Origin of the sequence: Vibrio sp. 10N.222.55.C6 (genome assembly GCF_041473395.1) — a bacterium.
GTDB classification, from domain to species: domain Bacteria; phylum Pseudomonadota; class Gammaproteobacteria; order Enterobacterales; family Vibrionaceae; genus Vibrio; species Vibrio crassostreae_C.
The window spans coordinates 1-436 of sequence record NZ_JBFRSD010001089.1 but is presented as its reverse complement, the minus strand read 5'-3'; the positions used below and the strand labels follow the sequence as shown (position 1 = coordinate 436).

1 pseudogene is annotated in these 436 nt (G+C 42.9%); it reads left to right on the top strand.

Annotated elements, in window-relative coordinates:
- Positions 1 to 170: 170 nt before the first annotated feature.
- Positions 171 to 436 (top strand): annotated as a pseudogene (locus tag AB4486_RS27680) (hypothetical protein); the annotation flags it as partial.

Genomic DNA, 436 nt, shown 5'->3' with positions numbered 1-436 from the left:
GCTAAAGACGTGTGGCTATTTAGCGTGCTTAATTTCCATAGTTCAATGCTTCCCGAAGATAGCAAAGGCTTTACCGTTGAGCCTATCGGGTCTTATACCTATTTAGCAAAAGGTAGCAATATAGGTTACGGCAACCTTCACTTAGAAGATGTGTCTATAGCGAGGAAACTGTGAGTAGAATTATTGATGATATAACGGGTAGTGATTTAAATAGGTTAAAGCAACTGTTCTCTCCTGCGAAGGTTAATGAAGGTGCCAGTGTAGCGCTGAGTGGCGTGTTTGATACTTTTCATCGCGACTTTAGTGTTGGGAGCGCCAGAGGAGAAAATTTGCAGCTGACGCCTAGAGATATACGTCAAATTAGGAAGGTGATCAAAGAGCAATCAGGCTTTGATCTTCTAACTGACTCTATCCCGGATTCTCGAACGGATATGGC